Annotated in this window: 15 protein-coding genes; 8 read left to right on the top strand and 7 right to left on the bottom strand. The window is 76.0% G+C overall.

The annotated features are described in order from the left end of the window. Positions 1 to 89 precede the first annotated feature (89 nt). On the top strand, positions 90 to 230 hold the full coding sequence (locus VFG42_RS12965; protein WP_324909040.1) for a hypothetical protein: 141 nt from the start codon (positions 90 to 92) through the stop codon (positions 228 to 230). On the opposite strand, the gene VFG42_RS12960 is transcribed toward VFG42_RS12965, so the two are convergent. From VFG42_RS12960 to VFG42_RS12940, 5 genes are all read right to left on the bottom strand, one after another. Next, positions 227 to 1675: a cation diffusion facilitator family transporter gene (locus tag VFG42_RS12960; RefSeq protein ID WP_324909038.1), complete on the bottom strand. Its 1449-nt coding sequence runs from the start codon at positions 1673 to 1675 to the stop codon at positions 227 to 229. The genes VFG42_RS12965 and VFG42_RS12960 overlap by 4 nt on opposite strands. Continuing rightward, positions 1672 to 2250: an RdgB/HAM1 family non-canonical purine NTP pyrophosphatase gene (gene rdgB, locus VFG42_RS12955; RefSeq protein ID WP_324909036.1), complete on the bottom strand. Its 579-nt coding sequence runs from the start codon at positions 2248 to 2250 to the stop codon at positions 1672 to 1674. The genes VFG42_RS12960 and rdgB overlap by 4 nt, the downstream gene beginning before the upstream one ends. Next, positions 2247 to 3008 carry a ribonuclease PH gene (gene rph / locus VFG42_RS12950; RefSeq protein WP_324909034.1) on the bottom strand — a complete coding sequence of 254 codons (762 nt, stop codon included), beginning with the start codon at positions 3006 to 3008 and terminating at the stop codon, positions 2247 to 2249. The genes rdgB and rph overlap by 4 nt, the downstream gene beginning before the upstream one ends. Continuing rightward, a complete protein-coding gene (gene murI / locus VFG42_RS12945; RefSeq protein ID WP_324909032.1) occupies positions 2993 to 3898 on the bottom strand; it encodes a glutamate racemase in 906 nt (301 codons plus the stop codon). Before murI ends, rph begins: the two co-directional genes overlap by 16 nt. Positions 3899 to 3965: 67 nt before the next feature. After that, positions 3966 to 4202, bottom strand: coding sequence for a hypothetical protein (locus VFG42_RS12940; protein ID WP_324909030.1), 237 nt, complete (start codon positions 4200 to 4202; stop codon positions 3966 to 3968). A gap of 308 nt (positions 4203 to 4510) precedes the next feature. Between VFG42_RS12940 and VFG42_RS12935 the strand changes: the two genes are divergently transcribed. Genes VFG42_RS12935 through VFG42_RS12925 form a run of 3 tightly spaced genes read left to right on the top strand, consistent with a single transcriptional unit; the run spans position 4511 to position 6553 of the window. Next, complete coding sequence (locus VFG42_RS12935; RefSeq protein ID WP_324909028.1) at positions 4511 to 5362, top strand: zinc ribbon domain-containing protein; 852 nt, start codon at positions 4511 to 4513, stop codon at positions 5360 to 5362. Further along, on the top strand, positions 5359 to 5739 hold the full coding sequence (locus VFG42_RS12930) for a hypothetical protein (RefSeq protein WP_324909026.1): 381 nt from the start codon (positions 5359 to 5361) through the stop codon (positions 5737 to 5739). Before VFG42_RS12935 ends, VFG42_RS12930 begins: the two co-directional genes overlap by 4 nt. 13 nt (positions 5740 to 5752) lie before the next feature. After that, on the top strand, positions 5753 to 6553 hold the full coding sequence (locus VFG42_RS12925; RefSeq protein WP_324909025.1) for a class I SAM-dependent methyltransferase: 801 nt from the start codon (positions 5753 to 5755) through the stop codon (positions 6551 to 6553). Here VFG42_RS12925 and VFG42_RS12920 read toward each other — a convergent pair. Beyond that, a complete protein-coding gene (locus VFG42_RS12920) occupies positions 6550 to 7578 on the bottom strand; it encodes a histone deacetylase (protein WP_324909023.1) in 1029 nt (342 codons plus the stop codon). The genes VFG42_RS12925 and VFG42_RS12920 overlap by 4 nt on opposite strands. 20 nt (positions 7579 to 7598) lie before the next feature. Here VFG42_RS12920 and VFG42_RS12915 point away from each other — a divergent pair, with 20 nt between their 5' ends. The 4 genes from VFG42_RS12915 (at position 7599) to VFG42_RS12900 (ending at position 13060) form a co-directional block, all read left to right on the top strand. Further along, positions 7599 to 9068, top strand: a complete 1470-nt coding sequence (locus tag VFG42_RS12915; RefSeq protein WP_324909021.1) for an L-aspartate oxidase — start codon at positions 7599 to 7601, stop codon at positions 9066 to 9068. 155 nt (positions 9069 to 9223) lie between these two features. Beyond that, a complete protein-coding gene (locus tag VFG42_RS12910) occupies positions 9224 to 9634 on the top strand; it encodes a hypothetical protein (protein ID WP_324909019.1) in 411 nt (136 codons plus the stop codon). Between the two features lie 59 nt (positions 9635 to 9693). Continuing rightward, the gene (locus VFG42_RS12905) at positions 9694 to 11559 is read left to right on the top strand and encodes a hydantoinase/oxoprolinase family protein (RefSeq protein ID WP_324909017.1); all 1866 of its coding nucleotides are present in this window, start codon (positions 9694 to 9696) and stop codon (positions 11557 to 11559) included. Continuing rightward, positions 11552 to 13060, top strand: coding sequence for a hydantoinase B/oxoprolinase family protein (locus tag VFG42_RS12900; RefSeq protein WP_324909015.1), 1509 nt, complete (start codon positions 11552 to 11554; stop codon positions 13058 to 13060). Before VFG42_RS12905 ends, VFG42_RS12900 begins: the two co-directional genes overlap by 8 nt. Positions 13061 to 13103: 43 nt before the next feature. Here the strand turns inward: VFG42_RS12900 and VFG42_RS12895 are convergent, their stop codons facing one another. Next, positions 13104 to 14171 carry a Gfo/Idh/MocA family protein gene (locus tag VFG42_RS12895; protein WP_324909012.1) on the bottom strand — a complete coding sequence of 356 codons (1068 nt, stop codon included), beginning with the start codon at positions 14169 to 14171 and terminating at the stop codon, positions 13104 to 13106. Positions 14172 to 14392 lie beyond the last annotated feature (221 nt).

Genomic DNA, 14392 nt, shown 5'->3' with positions numbered 1-14392 from the left:
GTGGTGGGTGGGCGGCCGGGCAGTGTGGACGGCGCTCCGGACGGACCGCCGTGCAGGCCTCCGGCGCAGTCAGCAGAATGATGGCTTCGATGACCCTGCAGCGCATCGCCTGGCTGGTGACCGTGGTGGCCCTCCTGATCGGGGCGCTCGTCATGCTGCTCTCGCACTATCAGGGCTACGCCGCGCTCTTCACGGCCGTCGCGCTCTCCGCGGCGATCAACCTCCGCTAGGCGCCCGCGCGCGGGTGGGCCGGACCGGCCGCCTGGGCCGGCTCGGTGTGGACGATGACCTCGTCGATCGTGGGCGCCCGCTCGCGGATGCGGCGCTCCAGCTCGCTGGCGACGTCGTGGGCCTGGTCCAGCGTCTGCGCGCCCTCCAGGCGCACGGTGAGCAGCACGACGAGCCCGTCGTCCCCCGCGCGGAAGCGGAGGTTCTCGGCGGGCGCGCCGGTGAGGTCCTCGACCACCGCGCGCACGACCGCCTCCTCCTCGGCGACCTCGCGGCGCGTGGGCTCGGCGCCCGCCGCGCCGGTGGCCAGCGGCTCGATGTGCGTGTGGACGTCCACGACCTCCGGGACCGCGGCGTGGATCGCCTCCTCCACCGCGCAGGCGATCTCGTGCGCGGCGCCGAGGTCGAGGCCGGCCGGGAGCTTGAGGTGCAGCGACAGCTCCAGGTGCCCGTCGACCGACGTCGTCCGCACGTTGTGGACCTCGCGCACGCCGCGGACGGTCAGCGCCGCCGCGCTCGCGCGCTCGCGCACGTCGGCGCCCGCCGTGCCCGGCTCGACGTGGACGACGACGTCGCTGCCCGGCAGCGCGTGCCGGACCGCCTCCTCGATCGAGTCCGCCACCGCGTGGCCCTCGCCCAGCGCGGCGTCGGGCGGCACCGCGATCGTCGCCTCCACGAAGTTGCGACCCGCCGCGGCGCGGACCCGCAGCCGCCGCAGCTCGACGGTCGGCTCGGCGGCGACGATCGCCGCGCGCGCGGTCGCCTGCGCCTCCTCCGGCGTGGCGTCCATCAGCACGTCCACGTTGCGGCGCATCAGGCGCACCGCGGCGGTGACGACGAGCACCGCGACGACCAGCGCCGCGACCGAGTCGGCCGCGGGCGTCCCGGCGCGCGTGAGCAGCAGGCCGATCAGCACCGCGATCGTGCCGACCATGTCGGAGGCGAAGTGCAGGGCGTTGGACGCCAGCGCCGGGCTGCCGTGGCGGACCGCGGCGCGACGGGAGACCGTCATCCGCGTGATGTCGACGACCAGCACGACGGCCAGCACCCCGAACGTCCACACGTTGGCGTCGACCTGGTGGTCGCCGCCCTCGACCAGCCGGCCGATCGCCTGGATGCCGATGAACGCCGAGGCCAGCACGAGGAACCCGCCCTCGCCCAGGGCGGCGAGGTGCTCGGCCTTGCCGTGGCCGTAGGGGTGGTCGCGGTCCGGCGGGCGGATCGCGACGCGCAGCGCCAGGAACGTCAGCAGCGCGGCGACGAGGTCGGTGCCCGAGTGCACGGCCTCGGCGACGAGGCCCAGCGACCCGGAGACGAGGCCCGCGACGAGCTTGAGCGTGACCAGGAACGCGGCGGCGACCACCGAGCCCAGCGCCGACCGCAGCAGCGTCGGGGAGGCCCCGCCGTCCGGCGCCGGGGCAGGGGTGTTCGCCGGCGTCGCGCTCATCCGCCCAGGTGTTCCCGCAGCAGCGCGGCCGCACGGCCGCGGTGGCTGATCGCGCCCTTCTCCTCCGGCGTCAGCTCGGCCATCGTGCGGCCGGCGGGCGCCGGGATCTCGTCGTCGGGCAGGAACGCCGGGTCGTAGCCGAAGCCGCCGTCGCCGCGCGGCTCGGCGGCCAGCGTGCCGGTGCAGCGCCCCTCGAAGACCTCCTCGGTCCCGGCGACCGGGTCGACGAGCGCGATGACGCACACGTAGGCCAGCGCGCTGCCCGCGGGCGCCTCGGCCAGCAGCTTGTCGAGGTTCTCCTGGTCGGTGGCGTCCTCGCCCGCGAAGCGCGCGGAGTAGACGCCCGGACGGCCGTCGAGCGCGGCCGACTCGACGCCCGAGTCGTCGGCGATCACCGTCACGCCCAGGGCCTGCGCGGCCGCGCGCGCCTTGCCCAGCGCGTTCTCGGCGAACGTCGTCCCGGTCTCCGGCGGCAGCACGACCTCGTCGGGCAGCGGCGCGACCTCGTGGGGCGCCAGGAGCTTCTCGAACTCCTCGGCCTTGTGGGCGTTGCGGGTGGAGAGGACCAACTTCATGACGTCGCTCCCGCCGCGCCGGCGCCGGCGGCGGCGATCGCCTCGTCCTGGGCGACGCGGAGCCGCGCGATGCCGACCTCGGCCAGCGCCAGCAGCTCGTCGAGGTGCGCGCGGCTGAGCGGCGTGCGCTCGGCCGTCGCCTGGACCTCGACCAGCCCACCGTCGCCGGTCATGACGACGTTGGCGTCGACCTCGGCCGAGGAGTCCTCCGGGTAGTCGAGGTCGAGCAGCGGCACGCCGCCGACGATCCCGCAGGAGATCGCCGCGATCGCGCCGGTCAGCGGCGAGCGCGCGATCTTGCCCGCCGCGCGCAGCTGCTCGCACGCGAGCGCGAGCGCCACGTAGGCGCCGGTGATCGACGCGGTCCGCGTGCCGCCGTCGGCCTGCAGCACGTCGCAGTCCAGGTAGATGGTGTTCTCGCCCAGCGCCGCGAAGTCCACGACCACGCGCAGCGAGCGTCCGATCAACCGCTGGATCTCGATCGTGCGCCCGTCCTGCCTGCCGCGCGTCGCGTCGCGCTGCTTGCGCTCGCCGGTGGACGCCGGGAGCATCCCGTACTCGGCGGTGACCCAGCCCAGCCCGGACTGGGCGCGCCAGCGCGGGACGCCGTCCTGCGCCGAGGCGGTGCAGATCACGCGGGTCTCCCCCATCGTGATCAACGCGCTGCCCGTGGCGGTCCGGACGAAGCCGGGCTCGATCGTCACGGGGCGCAGCGCGTCGGCGGCGCGGTCGTAGCTGCGGGTCACGGCCTCGGCCATGCGGGAACCTCCGGGGTCGTCGTCGGCGGTGTCGTCGGCACGAAGGACGACGGCGTGAGGTCGACGGGCTCGACCTCGGTCAGGGGCATCTGCAGGAAGCGCGTGCCGAGGCGGTGGAACGCCTCGGCGTCGCCGGTGCAGAGGAAGGAGTAGGTGCCCTCGCCGGAGCGGCGCGAGGCGAGGTCGCGCGAGCCGAGCACGTGCTCGGCCTGCCGGGCCAGCGCGGCGCCGGAGGTCACGATCGTCACGCCGCGGCCGAGCATGCGCTGGAGCATCGAGCGCACCAGCGGGTAGTGCGTGCAGCCCAGGATGACGGTGTCGACGCCGGCGGCGACCAACGGGGCGCAGTAGCCGCGGACGACCTCCTCCAGCTCGCGCGTGAACAGCTCGCCGCCGGGCGGGTCCTGGATCAGCGGCGCGAGGTCGGGGCACGGCACCGCGACGAGGTCGACGTGCGGGTCGACCGCCGCGACCGCGCGCTCGTAGGCGCCGGAGGCGACGGTCGCGCGCGTGGCCAGCAGGCCGATCCGGCCGGTGCGCGTCACCGCGACCGCCTGGCCGGCCTCGGGCTTGACGACGCCGATGACGTCGACGCCCAGCGTCGTCTCCAGCATCCGGCGCTGGAGCGCCGGCAGCGCCGCGGCCGTCATCGAGTTGCATGCGACGATCAGCAGCTTGGCGCGCCGGGCGACCAGCTCGTCGGCGATGTCCATGCCGAACGCCTCCAGCTCCTCGGCCGTGCGCTCGCCGTAGGGGAAGCGCGCGCTGTCGCCCAGGTAGACGTAGTCCTCCTGGGGCAGCGACACGAGCAGCTCGTGCAGCACGGTCAGGCCGCCGACGCCGGAGTCGAAGACGGCGATGGGGCGGTCGCGCGGGTCGGCGGCGGGCACGGGGACCATCGTACGAGGGCCGCCCGCCGCCAGGCGAGGCCGCGCCGGAGCCCGTCCCGTCGACCGCCTAGTCCTTGCCGGAGCCGCCGACGTCATCGATCGTGTCCTTGACCTTCTGGACGATGGACTTGGCGATCGAGCCGTCGTGGCCGGACTTGACGACCGCGACCATCACGCCCGCCAGCAGGAGGATCAGGCCGATGTACTCGACGGTCCCCTGGCCGTCGTCGGCCGCGAGGCGGCGGTGGGCTCTGCGGAAGGCGTGCCAGGCGGTGGCGTGGGCGAAACCCAGGACGGGGTACATGCGTCTCTCCAGGTGATGGCGATGAACGAGATCGACGCGCATGCTGGGCGGGAAGCGGTGACCGAACCACACGCGATCGTCACGAAACGCAGCAGCGCTGCCGCCGGGACCCGCTGGTATCGTCCGACGCGGCGCCGCGCAGGCGCCTTCTTCCTATGAAGGGTCCCTTCCGACGCAACCGTTCCGATCGGCGTCCGGCCGACGACCCGGGCCAGCAGCAGGACCCGCAGGCGACGATGATCGTCCCGCCGCCTGTCGCGCCCGGCGCCCCCGAGGCCACGCCCACGACCGTGGATCAGCCCACGGCGGTGGATCAGCCGCCCGTCGTCGAGCCGCCCGCGACCGTGGACCAGCCGACGGCCGTCCACCCGCCGCCCGAGGCGCTGCCCGCGGGCGTCGCGCCCGAGGACGTCGCGCCGAGCCGCCCGAGCTTCCGCGACCGCGCGCGGCTGCGCCGCCGCCTGCGCTACCTGCGCCGCGTCCGCGAGCTGGGCTTCCGCGACCTCGGCGGCCTGGCCTTCGACCTGCACCGCTTCCGCCGCCGCAACGACGAGCTGGTCCTCGGCAAGCTCGCCGCGTTGGACGCCGTCGACCGCGAGCTGCGCGCGATCGAGCGCGTGCTCGACGAGCGCCGCGACATCATCGAGCTGCGCGAGCCGGGCGTCGCCGCCTGCCCGCGCTGCGGCGCGCTGCACGGCTCCGACGCGCACTTCTGCCCCCAGTGCGGCACGCAGTTCTCCGGCCCGCGCGCCATCGGCGAGGTCGGCCCGGGCGCGACGTCCGGCCCCGAGGTCTCGCCCGCGCAGGAGTCGCTTCCGTTCAGCGGCGCCGAGCAGGTCGCGACGCCGGTCTCCGGGGCGCTCGCGGGCAACCCGCCGCCCCCGGCTCCGCCCGAGCCCGAGCCGGCCCCCACCGCCGCGCCCGAGGCAGGAGCGGAGGCCGCCCCCGCCGCCGAGCCCGGTCCAGGAGCCGCACCCGGGCCCGCCGAGGCCCCGGCCCCCACCGGCACCGAGCCCGCCGACCAGCAGCCCACCACCGTCCAGCCCTCGTCGGGCGTCGACCAGCCCACGCAGGCGTTCCCCGCCCTCGGCCCGGACGAGGACGGGTCGACCCTGACCAGCGGCGACCCGCTTGCGTCGCGCGAGCGGTCGGCGGAGTGAGCGGCCAGGATCCCCAGCAGGTCGCCGGGCCGACCCCGGTGCCGTTGCGCTGTCCGCGCTGCGGGTCCTACGTGGCGCCCGAGCAGGACTGGTGCCTGGAGTGCGGCGCCCCGGCTCGCACCCGCCTGGCGCCGACGCCGAACTGGCGCGCGCCGATCGCCCTCGTGGCGGTCGTCGTGCTGCTCGCCGGCGTGGCGCTCGCGTTCGCCTTCAGCTCGCTGACCAGCAGCGACGGCAACGTCAGCGCCGCCACGACCGCCCCGGCGCAGCCCAACGAGACCCAGACGCAGAACAGCGTCCCGGTCGCCCCGCCCACCGACGCGGGCTCCACCGCCGCTCCCGGCGACACCGCCTCCAGCGCCGCCCCCGCCGGGTAGCCCGGGCGGCACCATGGCCGATCCGCTCTATGACCGCATCGGCCGCACCTACGCCACCACCCGCGTCCCGGACCCGCGGTTGGCCGCGGCGATCCGCGCCGCGATCGGCGACGACGCGCGCACGCTGATCAACGTCGGGGCGGGCGCCGGCGCCTACGAGCCGACCGACCTCGAGGAGGTCGTCGCGGTCGAGCCCTCGCCGACGATGACCGCCCAGCGCCGGCTCCGCGGCGGCGGCGACGGCGGCGGCGCCGACGTGCGCGTCCTCCAGGCCACCGCCGAGCGCCTGCCGCTGGCCGACGACAGCGTCGACGTCGCGCTCGCGATCTTCAGCGACCACCACTGGCCCGACCGCGCCGCCGGGCTTCGGGAGCTGGCGCGCGTCGCCGCCCGGCGCGTGGTCCTCGTCAACTCCGAGCCCGACGCCGCCGACGCGTTCTGGCTCACCCGCGAGTACCTCCCGGGCTTCCTGGACCTGATCCCGGCGCGCTACCGCGACACGCCGGGCCTTTGGCGCCGCGAGTTGGTGGAGCTACTCGGGGGCGCGCCCGTGACGGTCGCCCCGCTCCTCGTCCCCCACGACTGCTCGGACGGCTTCTACGCCGCCTACTGGCGCCGCCCGGAGGCCTACCTGGACGCGGTCGTGCGCGACAACATCTCGGTCTTCCACCGGATCGAGCACCACGATGCGATCGCCCGCCTGGCCGACGACCTGCGGACCGGGGCCTGGCACGCGCGACACGAGCGGCTCCTCCAGCAGGACGCCCTCGACGTCGGGGTCCGGATCGTCGTCGCGGAGCTGTCGAGCTACTAGGCCCCCAGCAGCGCCGCGTGCCGCTCGCGGTACCGCTCGGCCAGCGGGTGCACACCGAGCGCCGGCGCGCTCACCGGCCCCTCCGCCGCCAGCGCCTCCAGCGTCGCCGTCATCCCTCGCGCCAGCGCGCCGAGGTCGTAGCCACCCTCCAGCACGACGCCCACGGGGATCCGCAGCTCGTCGGCCACGGCGCGCACCGACGTGGCCATCGTCCCGTAGCCGGCGTCGCTCACCTGGCCGTCGGCCAGCGGGTCGTCGCGGTGGGCGTCGAAGCCCGCCGAGATCAGGATCAGGCCCGGGTCGTAGGACCGCGCCAGCGGCACGACCACGTGCTCGACCAGCGAGCAGAAGACGTCGTCGCCCGCCCCCGGAGGCACCGGCAGGTTCACCGTGTACCCGTGTCCGGGACCGGCGCCGACATCGTCCGCCGCGCCCGTCCCCGGATAGAGCGGCGACTGGTGGATCGAGCAGAACAGCACGCCGTCGTCCTCCCAGAAGACGTCCTGCGTGCCGTTGCCGTGGTGGACGTCCCAGTCGAGGATCAGCACCCGCCGCACGCCGTGGGCGTCGCGCGCGTGCCGCGCCGCCACCGCGACGTTGTTGAACAGGCAGAAGCCCATCGAGCGCCGGATCTCGGCGTGGTGGCCGGGCGGGCGGTGCACGGAGACCGCCAGCCGCGGCGCGTCGACCGCGCCCGGCATCCCGATCAGCGTGTCGACGACCGCGCACGCGCCGCCCGCGCTGTGCAGCGCCGCCTCCCACGAGCCGGGCGACACCACCGTGTCGGCGTCGATCGCCCCGCCGCCCGCCGCGCACAGCTCCTGGATGCCGTTGATCAACCGTGCCGGGTGGACGGCCTCCAGCTGCGCGCGCGCCGCCGGCGGCGAGGAGCGCACGTCGAAGCCGAGCCACCCCCGGTCCTCGAGCGCGCGCTCGATCGCGACGATCCGCGCCGGCTGCTCGGGGTGCGGGCCCGGGTCGTGCTCGAGGGACGACGGGTGATGGAACAAGACGGGTGCGGCCATCGCGTCGGTACGGTACCCGCGTGCCGCAGCCCGAGCCCGCCGCCGCCATCGTCGACGCCGAGGTCGCGGTCGTCGGCGCGGGGGCCGCGGGCCTGTACGCCGCGCTGACCGCCGCCCGCGCGGGCGCGCGGGTCGCGCTCGTCTCCGCCACGCCGCTCGCGCAGACCGCGTCCTACTGGGCGCAGGGCGGGCTGGCCGCCGCGCTGGATCCGACCGACTCGCCGGACCTGCACCGCAAGGACACCGAGATCGCCGGCCGCGGGATCGTCCGGCGCAGCGCCGCGCAGCTGCTGTGCCGCGAGGCGCCGCGCGCGGTCCGCGAGCTGGAGGAGCTCGGCGTCGTCTTCGACCGCGACGAGACCGGCGGCCTCGGGCTCGGCCTCGAAGGCGGTCACTCCAAGCGCCGCGTCGTGCACGCGGGCGGCAGCGCGACCGGGCGCCGCGTCGTCCGCCAGCTCAGCGCCGTCGTCGTCGAGGAGCCGCGCATCGAGGTCCTCGAGCAGGCCCGCGCCGCCGCGCCATGGACGGTCGACGGCCGCTGCGTCGGCGTCGTCCTGGAGGACGGGCGCGCCGTCCGCGCCCGCGCGACGGTCCTGGCCACCGGCGGCGCCGCCGCGCTGTGGTCGCGCACGACCAACCCGCCCGGGTCGCTGGGGATCGGGCTGATGCTCGCCCACCGGGCGGGCGCCGCGCTGGCCGACCTGGAGTTCGTGCAGTTCCACCCGACCGCGGTCACGGGGATCCCCGGCCGCGAGGGCTTCCTGGTCACCGAGGCCATCCGCGGCGAGGGCGCGACGCTGCTGGACGCCGATCACGAGCGCTTCGTGGAGGAGCTGAAGCCGCGCGATGAGGTGGCGCTCGCGGTCTACAACACCATGAAGGCGCAGGGGACCACGCACGTGTGGCTGGACATGCGCCACGTGGACCCGCTGTCGTTCCCCAACGTCGTCGGCGCGCTGCGCGAGTCCGGCCTGGACCCGGCCACCGAGCTGGTCCCGGTCTCCCCCGCCTCGCACTTCTGCATGGGCGGCGTGGTCGTCGACCTCGACGGCGCCTCGACGGTCCCCGGGCTGTACGTCGTCGGCGAGACCGCGTGCACCGGCCTGCACGGCGCCAACCGACTCGCCTCCAACTCGCTGACCGAGTGCTTCGTGCAGGGCAAGCGCGCCGCGCTGGCCGGGCTGGACGAGCCGCGCCTGCACGTCGCGCCCGAGAACCCGCCCGCCGCGGAGCCGATCGCGCCGCCGTCGCAGGAGACGCGCGAGAACCTGTGGCGCCACGCGGGGTTGATCCGCGACGCCGAGGGCCTGGCGCGGCTGGCGGGCGATCCGCATCCACTGGCGCAGCTCGTCGCGGCATGTGCCACCCTGCGTCAGGAGAGCCGCGGCGCGCACGTGCGCAGCGACTTCCCGAAGACCGACCCCGCCCTCGACGGGCACCACGCGGTGGTGCGCAACGGCGGGGCCCCAGAGTTCGAGCGCTGGACCTAGCGCGGCCCCCGGTCGGCTGAACGCCGACACCCCCTTAACGCGAATTCAACAAACCGTGCGTTGGTGCTTCATGAGGCCGGGGCACGATGCGTGCGGTCGGGGAGCCAGCCAAACCAGGTCAAGGGGAGGTCAGCATGTACCAGTTCAGCAGGGCCATGTACCGGGAGCTCGCCCAGGACGTCGACACGACGGTCTGCGACGAGGCCCACCACCACGTGCTCCACGCGTGCGAGGCGAACATCGAGCGGCTGGTCGGCGACCGCCACTACTTCGCCCGGCCCGCGCGGACGCTCTTCAACGACATCCGCCGCTACTTCCCCATGAGCGCGCAGCCGCGCGCCTGGGCCGTCGTGCAGCGCTACGTCGCCGCCGCGGAGGACTGGATGGACTCGCTGCCGCAGAACGGCATCGACGTCAACGGCCAGCCGCTGCAGTGCCGCGCGACCACGCGCCGCGGCACCCCGTGCCAGCGCATGCCGCTGCCCCACAACGGCTACTGCCCGTCGCACCAGCACCTCGCCGAGACCGAGGAGCTCGACGACGTGCGCGAGGCGATCGCCGCCTGAGCCCCGCTCTTCAGGAGGAGCACGTCTCGGGCCCGCGCGCTTAGTAGCGTGCGGGCCCGATGCTGCTGGGGGTCGACGTCGGAGGGACCTTCACCGACGCGGTCCTCGTGGACGGCGGGCGGCTGATCACGGCCAAGGCGCCGACGACGCCCGACGACCAGTCGCGCGGCGTGCTGGAGGCGGTGGCCGCCGCGCTGGAGGCCGCCGAGCGCGGAGCCGGCGACGTCGAGGCGTTCGCGCACGGGATGACCGTGGCGACCAACGCGCTCTTGGAGGGCGTCGGCGCGCGCACCGTGCTGTGCGCGACCGAGGGCTTCGTGGATCTCGTCGAGCTGGGCCGCCAGGCGCGGCCGGAGCTGTACCGGCTGTGCGCCGCGGCGCCCGCGCCGCTCGTGCCGCCGCCGCGGCGGGTGGCGGTGCCGGAGCGGATGGGGCCCGAAGGCGTGTTGATGGCCTTGACCGACGACGCGGCGCGCGCGGTGGCGGAGCGGGTGGCCGCCCTGGAGCCCGAGGCCGTCGCGGTCGTGCTGTTGCACGCCTACCGCCACCCGGAGCACGAGCGGCGGCTGGGCGCCGCCCTGCGCGAGCGCCTCGGAGACGGCGTCCACGTCTCGCTGTCGCACGAGGTCACCGCGACCTTCCGCGAGTACGAGCGCGCGGCGACGACCGAGGTCGACGCCGCGTTGTCACCGCTGTTGCGCTCGTACCTGTCGCGGTTGGTCGACGGCGCGCGGGATGCCGGCCTGGCCGAGCCGACGATCATGCAGTCGAGCGGCGGGCTGACGTCGGCGTCGCACGCGGCCTCGCACGCCGCGTTGACCGTGCTGAGCGGTCCGGCGGGTGGCGCGGCCGCGGCGGCGCTGCTGGCCGAGCGCCTGGGCGAGCCCGACCTGCTGTGCTTTGACATGGGCGGCACGTCGTGCGACGTCTGCGTGGTCGAGGGCGGGCGCGTGCGCGTCGCCGGAACCCACCCGCCCCGCGAGGTCGGCGGACGCCCGCTGGCGCTGCCGATGGTGGACATCCACACGGTCGGTGCGGGCGGCGGGTCGATCGCCTGGCGCGACACGGGCGGCGCCCTGCGCGTCGGCCCTCGCTCGGCGGGCGCGGTGCCGGGGCCGGCGGCGTACGGGCGCGGCGGCGAGGAGCCGACGGTGACCGACGCCAACGTCGTGCTGGGACATCTCGACGTGGAGCGCCCGCTGGCGGGCGGGGTGCGGCTGGACGCCGAGGCGGCGCACGCCGCGGTGCGGCGCCTGGCGGACGACCTGGGGCTCTCGGACGCGCGCGCGTGCGCGGAGGGCATCGTGCGGATCGCCAACACCGAGATGGTCCGGGCGCTGCGCGTGGTGACCGTCGAACGCGGGATCGACCCGCGGCGGTTCGCGCTGCTGGCCTTCGGCGGTGCCGGGCCGCTGCACGCCGCGGCGATCGCCGACGAGCTGGGGATCGCCCGGATCGTCGTGCCGCGCGCGGCGGGCGTGCTCAGCGCGCTCGGCCTCGCGGCGGCCGAGCGGCGGCGCGACCACGCGGAGTCGGTCTTGCTGCGCGGCGACGCGATCGCCGACGCGGCGCTGCGCGAGCTGGCGGGCGACGCCGACGAGGTGACCTGGGACGCCCGCTACGTCGGGCAGTCGCACGAGCTGTCGCTGCGGGACGTCCAGCCGCGCGCCGACGCGCTGCGCCGCGCGCTGGCCGAGGCCCATCGCGAGCGCTACGGCTACGCCGACGACGACGCCGAGGTCGAGCTGGTGACCGTCCGGACCGCGCGCGTCGAGCCCGGGCCGACGGTGGCCTGGCGGGGCGAGGCGTCCGCGGCGTTCGGCGGCCCCCGGCGCGTGGACCTGCCCGAGTCCACGCTGGTCGTCCCCGCGGGCTGGACCGGCGCGACCGACGCCACCGGGACGGTGATCCTGACCCGTGCTTGACCCGATCGCCCTGCAGGTCGCCACCGGCGCGCTGCGCGCCGCGTGCGAGGAGATGGGCGCGGTGCTCATCCGCAGCGCGCACTCGGCCAACATCAAGGAGCGCCGCGACTGCTCGACCGCGCTGTTCGACGCGCGCGGCGAGATGGTCATGCAGGCCGAGCACATCCCGGTCCACCTCGGCGCGATGCCCGCGTCGGTGGCGGCGGTGCTGGACTTCGACCACTCCGACGGCGCGTCGTGGGTGCTCAACGACCCGTACGCGGGCGGGACGCACCTGCCGGACATCACGGTGGTGACGCCGGTCCTGGACGGGTCCTCGGAGCTGTTGGGGTTCTCGGCCTCGCGCGCGCACCACGCCGACGTCGGCGGGCGCGTCCCGGGCTCGATGCCGTTCGACTCGCGCACGCTGGACGAGGAGGGCGTCGTGATCGCGCCGCGCGTCCTGGACGCCGCGGCGATCGACGAGCTGTCGGCGCGCATGCGCCAGCCCGAGGAGCGCCGCGCGGACCTGCGGGCGCAGCTGGCGGCGAACGCGCTGGGCGCGCGGCGCGTCCGGGAGCTGGCGAAGCGGCTCGGGGTCGACGGCCTGCGCGACGCGTTCGCGTCGGTGCTGGACTACGCCGAGCGCCGCACGCGCGCGTGCCTGGCCGAGCTGCCGGACGGCACGCGGCACGCGGTGGACGTCCTCGAAGGCGTCGACGGCGACCTCGAGCTGCGCGTCGCGGCCACCGTGGACGGCGACCGCCTGGTGCTGGACTTCCGCGGCAGCGCCGCGCAGGACCCGGGGAACCTGAACTGCCCGGTCGCGGTGACGCGCAGCGCCTGCCTCTTCGCGGTGCGCGTGCTGACCGACGCCGACATCCCGCCCAGCGCGGGCGCCCACCGGCCGGTCGAGGTGATCACCGACCCGGGGTCGCTGCTCGACGCGCGGGCGCCGGCGGCGGTCGCGGCGGGCAACGTCGAGACGTCGTCGCGCGTCGCCGACCTCGTGCTGGCGGCCTTCGGGCGCGCGTGCGGCCAGGGCACGATGAACAACCTGACGCTCGGCGACGACGCGTTCTCCTACTACGAGACGCTCGGCGGCGGCCAGGGCGCGTGCCCGGACGCCGACGGGCCGTCCGCCGTCCACGTCGCGATGTCCAACACCTTGAACACGCCGGTCGAGGCGCTGGAGCTGGAGTTCCCGCTGCGCGTCGTGCGCTACGCGGTGCGGCGCGGGTCCGGCGGCGACGGCGCGTTCCGCGGCGGCGACGGCGTCGTCCGCGAGGTGCAGGCGCTGACCGACATGTCGTTCTCGCTCATCACCGAGCGCCGCCGGCACGCGCCGCCGGGCGCGGCGGGCGGCGAGGACGGCGCACGCGGGCGCAACCTGCTCGACGACGAGGAGCTGCCCGCCAAGGCCGGCGGGACGCTGCGCGCCGGGCAGCGGCTGCGGCTGGAGACGCCGGGCGGCGGCGGGCACGGCGCGCCGGGCGGTTCCGGCTCAGGCCCCGCGTCGTAGCGCGGCGGCGCGGTGCGCGCGCGGCTCGGCGCGCGCACCGCGCTCAGCCGAGCGCGACGACGGTCCCGCCGCGCGCGCTCGCGCGGGCGGCCTCGAGCACGTCGAGGACGGCGATCGCGTCGGCCGCGGGCACGGGCGGCGGCGCGCCCTCGCGGATCGCGTCGCGGACGCCCGCGTAGAACGCGGGCCAGTCGCCGCGCTCCATCGCGAGGCGCTCGGAGGTGCCGGAGCCGTCGTGGAACGTCGCGGCGTCCCCGGGGGCGCGGTGGCCGAACGCCGGGTCGTCCGGCCGCATGCCCGCCCGCAGCTGCGACTCCTGGGGGTCCAGGCCGGAGACGACGTAGGCGCCCTCGGTGCCCAGCGCGCGGAAGCGCGGCGGCCCGTCGGCCGCGTGGACGCCGGCGTGCAGATGGGAGCGCGCGCCCGTGGCATGCGTCAGCGAGAGGAATACCTCATCCTCGACCTGAGCCTTAGGTCTGGTGGTGTCCAGCTCCGCGTAGACGTGCGAGACCGGCCCCAGCAGCTGGATCGCTTGGTCGACGAGGTGGCTGCCGAGGTCGAGCAGCAGGCCGCCGCCGTCGGCGGGGTCGGCGTTCTCGCGCCACGCGTTGGCCTTGGGCTCGGGGCGCCAGCGATCGAAGCGCGAGACGAGCGTGAGGACGTCGCCGAGGCGTCCCGCGGCGACCTCGCGGCGCAGCGTCAGGAAGTCGTCGTCCCAGCGGCGGTTGTGGAAGGCGGCGAGGACGACACCGCGCTCGGTGGCGCGCGCGTCGAGCTTCCGCGCCTGGGCGGCGGTGACCGCCAGCGGCTTGTCGACCACGACGTGCCTGCCGGCGTCGATCGCCTGGGCGGCCAGCTCGGCGTGGAAGCGGTTCGGGGAGGCGATGACGACCAGGTCGGCGTCGACCAGCGCGTCGTCGAGGCGGTCCACCGCGCGCGCGTCCGGGTGCTCGTCGGCGAGCGCCGCGCGCTTGTCCGGGTCGTTGGTGACGACCGCCGCCACCTCGAGGCCGTCGGTCGCGCCGACCAGCGCCGCGTGGAAGACCCGGCCGGCCAGGCCGTACCCGGCGATCGCGACGCGAAGGGACCCGTCAGCAGGCGAAAGCGACATCGCGCAGGGACGCTAGCGGGCGGCTCCGTCGACCGCCGTTCGTGGCGCGCGAGGCGAGTAAGGGGTCGTTCGAGCGCCCTCGGCGGCCCGAGTAAGGGGTCCCCTCGGCGAATGTCCGGCGGGAGGTAAGGGGTCGACCCTCAGGAGTAAGGGGTCAACCCGCCGAGGTCGCTCCATCCGCCCGATGTGGCGCGGCCGCCTCAGGCGCAAGATGCTGTCCA

The sequence above is a fragment of the Baekduia sp. genome (assembly GCF_035685985.1).
In the GTDB taxonomy this organism is placed as follows: Bacteria; Actinomycetota; Thermoleophilia; order Solirubrobacterales; family Solirubrobacteraceae; genus Baekduia.
Note: the sequence above shows the minus strand (reverse complement) of the source record. Positions and strands in the feature narration are given on the sequence as shown.